This is a genomic window from Ramlibacter sp., from assembly GCF_035706265.1.
Taxonomy (GTDB): domain Bacteria; phylum Pseudomonadota; class Gammaproteobacteria; order Burkholderiales; family Burkholderiaceae_C; genus Ramlibacter.
This window is the reverse complement of sequence record NZ_DASSVG010000563.1, coordinates 1-3678: the sequence shown is the minus strand read 5'-3', so window position 1 is coordinate 3678 and position 3678 is coordinate 1. Positions and strand designations below refer to the sequence as shown.

Below are 3678 nucleotides of genomic sequence, written 5' to 3'. Positions count from 1 at the left end.
CGCCTTCCGCATTCACGTCGTTGACGATCACGGCCGCGCCGCGCTCCGCGAGCACGACGGCGTCGGCCCGGCCGAGGCCGGATCCAGCGCCGGTGACGAGGGCGATCCGCCCTTCCAATGGTTTCATGCTGTTCTCTCTTGGGTTCGAAATGCTGCGGCCGATCCGCACCGGATCGCTCGGTTGCTTCTGGTCAGATGACGCCCTCATCCCGCAAGGCCTGGAGCCGCGCCGCGTCGAAGCCGGCAAGTCCGGCCAGCACTTCGTCCGTGTGCTCGCCGAGGCCCGGCGGGGCCAGGCGGTACTGCACGGGGGTGCCGGACAGGCGGATCGGGTTGGCCAGCATCGGCATGGACGTGCGGTGCGGGTGGGGCATGTGCACCACCATCTCGCGCGAGCGCACCTGCGGATCTTCGAACACCTCGTGCAACTCGTTGACGGGGCCGCAGGGCACGCCCACCTCCGCGAGCGCATCGACCCAGTGCTGCCGCGGCTGGGACAGGAAGATCGGCTCCAGGATGGCGTTGAGCTCGGCGCGGTGGCGGATGCGGTCCTGGTTGGTGACGAAGCGGGCATCGCCCGGCAGGTCCGGCCGGCCAAGCGCGCCGCAGAACTTCTCCCACTGCGCCTTGTTGCCGACCACGATCATGATCGCGCCGTCCTGGCAGCGGTACATCTGCGAGGGTGCTGCGGTCGGGGACTGGGTTCCGCAGCGCGGCACGCGGTCTCCCGCCACCAGGTAGCCCATGGCCGAGTGCGACAGCGCCGCCACCTGCGCGTCCAGCAGCGCGAGATCGATGTACTGGCCTGCGCCCGAGACGGCGTCGCGGTGCTCCAGCGCCGCCAGGATGGCCACCGAGGCGTACATGCCGGCCATCAGGTCCGACACGATCAGCCCCACCTTCTGCGGGCCGCCACCGGGCTGGTCGTCGGGGTGGCCGGTGATCGCCATCAGCCCGCCCATGCCCTGGAAGATCGAGTCGTAGCCGGGCTTCTTGCGGTAGGGGCCGGTCTGGCCGAAGCCCGTGATCGAGCAGTAGACCAGGCGCGGGTTGGCGGGACGCAGCGACTCGTAGTCCAGCCCGTAACGCGCCAGGTCGCCGACCTTGTAGTTCTCGATCAGCACGTCGCACGACTGCGCCAGCGCGCGGATGATCTCCTGGCCCTCCGGCCGGGAGATGTCCACCGTGACGGACTTCTTGTTGCGGTTGGCGCTCAGGTAGAAGCCGGACTCGCGGGTGTATTCGCCGTCGTCGTCCCGCAGGAAGGGCGGGCCGAGCCGGCGCGAATCGTCGCCCTCGCGCGGACGTTCCACCTTGATCACCTCGGCGCCGAGGTCTGCGAGCATCTGGCCGGCCCAGGGGCCGGCGAACACGCGGCTCAGGTCGAGGACGCGGATGTGGGAAAGGGCCCCTGCACGGGGCGCAGTCGTGTGTTCCATGGTCTCGTTTGGCTAGGGGTTCAACGTGCCAGCCAGGCCCCGTCGACCGGCAGGGCGGCGCCCCGGATCTCGCCGGCGGCCTCGCTGCACAGGAAGGCGACGAGCGCCGCCACGTGCTCGGGTGCGACCACCCGGCCCGAGGGCATGTTGGTCGCGGCGATGCGCTGCTGCGCCTCGGCCCGGCTGATGCCTTCGCTTTCGGCCAGCAGCTTGGCGTTGCGGTAGAAGATGCGCGTCGAGACGTCGCCGGGGCAGACCGCGTTGCAGGTGATCGGGGTGCTGGCGGTCTCCAGCGCCACTGCCTTGGTGAGGCCGACCAGCGCGTGCTTGGAGGCCACGTAGCTGCTGCGGTCCACGCCGCCCGCCAGACCGTACACCGAGGCGACGTTGACGATGCGGCCCCAGCCGCGCGCGCGCATGCCGGGCAGGGCCGTGCGGATGGTGTGGAACGCTGCGTCGAGGTTGAGCGCGAACACCTCGCGCCAGCGCTGCGGCGGGTGCTCCTCCACCGGCCCCTTGTGCTGCGTGCCCGCGTTGTTCACCACAACGTCGAGGCGCCCGAAGCGCTCCAGCACGTGCGGCACCAGGGCCGCGGCATCCTCTTCGCGTCGCAGATCGGCCGGCGCGTGTGCGACTTCGACGCCGTGCGCCGTGGCGAGTTCGTCGCACAGGGCACGGATCGCCTCCGGCTCGCCGAAGCCGTTGAGCATCACGGCGCTGCCCTGCGCGGCGAGGCTGCGCGCCACGGCCAGCCCGATGCCGTCCGTGGACCCGGTCACGAGCGCGACGCGGCCTTCCAACCCGCCGGAAGCCGAAGCAGCCACGGGCTCAGTCCAACTGGATGTTCAGCGGCTTGATCACGCGCTCCCACGTGCGGGTGTGCTCCTGGATCAAGTCCGCGAACTGCCTGGCGTTCAGCGTGGGCGCGCTGGCGCCGTTGGATTCGAGCTGCGCCTGCACCTCCGGCATCTTCAGCACCTCGTTGACGGAGCGATTGAGCTGCTCCACCACCGCGCCCGGCGTGCCCGCCGGCGCCATCAGCCCGTACCAGGAGTAGGCGACCATCTGCGGCAGGCCCGACTCCTTGAAGGTGGGGACGTTGGGCAGCAGCGGCGAGCGCGTTTCGGAAGTGATGCCCAGCCCCTTGAGGTGGCCGGAACGGATGCGCGGAATGGCCGTGGACACGGCATCGAAATTGAGCTGGACGTGGCCGGCCAGCAGGTCGTTGTTCGCCGGGCCGGAGCCCTTGTAGGGAATGTCGCGGATGTCCACCTTGGCTTGCGACCGCAGCATCTCGTCCACGAGGTGGGTGGAGGAGCCCGGCCCGAGCATCGCGAAGTTGAGCTTGCCGGGATTCGCGCGGGCGTAGGCCACCAGCCCGGCGGCATCGTTGACCGCCACCGAGGGGTGCGCCACCAGCACGAATGGCGTGAGACCGGTCAGCGCCACCGGCTGGAAGTCCGCCACCTTGTAGGGCATCTTGCGGAACATCAGCGGGTTCGTGGAGAGGGTGCTGGTGGTGGCCATCAGCAGCGTGTAGCCGTCCGGTGCCGACCGCGCCACCGCCTCGGCCCCCAGCATGGTGGACGCACCCGGCTTGTTCTCGACCACCACGGGCTGGCCGAGACGCTCCGACAGCTTCGTGCCCACCAGCCGGGCCAGGATGTCGGTGAAGCCGCCGGCTGCGTAGGGCACGACGATGTGCACCGGGCGCTCGGGCCAGGCCGCCGAGGCGGTACCGTGGACGGCGGCAGCCGCCGCGACGAGGGAATACAGGAAGGTGCGGCGCAGAAAGGCCATGGCTGTCTCCGACTGGTGGGGGGAAGCATCCTGGTGGGCCAGGAGCGTTCCATTACGTGGAAGTGTTTCCATTTTGATGCGCGACGCGCCACGGTGTCAAGCCGTGGCCTTCTCAGGTGCGGGGCCGCGCGGCCGCGAGGAACGCATACAAGGGGTCCTGCGGCATGCGTCCGCCGGTCGGCTGGCGCTGCGCGAAGAGGGTGGCGTTGTCGTTCGCCAGCTCGAGACGCGTGCGCTCCTCGATCCAGTCGTAGACGACGGTGCGCTCGGCGATGCGCCACTCGCCGTCGCGCCGTTCGAAGCGGTCGAGGTAGCGGCCGCAGAGAAAGGTCTCCCGGGCGGGCGTGGCGGCGTTGGACTGCAGCGCCAGGAAGCTGCTTTCCACCCATGCGCAGTTGCCCTGAAGTTCGATCAGGATGTTGGAGATCTGGTGCACGCC

At 69.9% G+C, this 3678-nt stretch carries 5 protein-coding genes; all 5 read right to left on the bottom strand.

Features of this window, described 5'->3' with window-relative positions:
- On the bottom strand, positions 1–127 hold a 127-nt coding region (locus tag VFM98_RS26205), incomplete at its 3' end, for an SDR family NAD(P)-dependent oxidoreductase (RefSeq protein WP_325111702.1).
- Between the two features lie 64 nt (positions 128–191).
- The gene (locus VFM98_RS20270) at positions 192–1439 is read right to left on the bottom strand and encodes a CaiB/BaiF CoA-transferase family protein (RefSeq protein ID WP_325111701.1); all 1248 of its coding nucleotides are present in this window, start codon (positions 1437–1439) and stop codon (positions 192–194) included.
- A 20-nt stretch (positions 1440–1459) separates the two neighbouring features.
- The gene (locus tag VFM98_RS20265) at positions 1460–2263 is read right to left on the bottom strand and encodes a 3-hydroxybutyrate dehydrogenase (RefSeq protein ID WP_325111700.1); all 804 of its coding nucleotides are present in this window, start codon (positions 2261–2263) and stop codon (positions 1460–1462) included.
- Positions 2264–2267: 4 nt separating this feature from the next.
- Positions 2268–3239, bottom strand: coding sequence for a tripartite tricarboxylate transporter substrate binding protein (locus VFM98_RS20260; protein WP_325111699.1), 972 nt, complete (start codon positions 3237–3239; stop codon positions 2268–2270).
- A gap of 112 nt (positions 3240–3351) precedes the next feature.
- On the bottom strand, positions 3352–3678 hold a 327-nt coding region (locus VFM98_RS20255; RefSeq protein WP_325111698.1), incomplete at its 5' end, for a nuclear transport factor 2 family protein.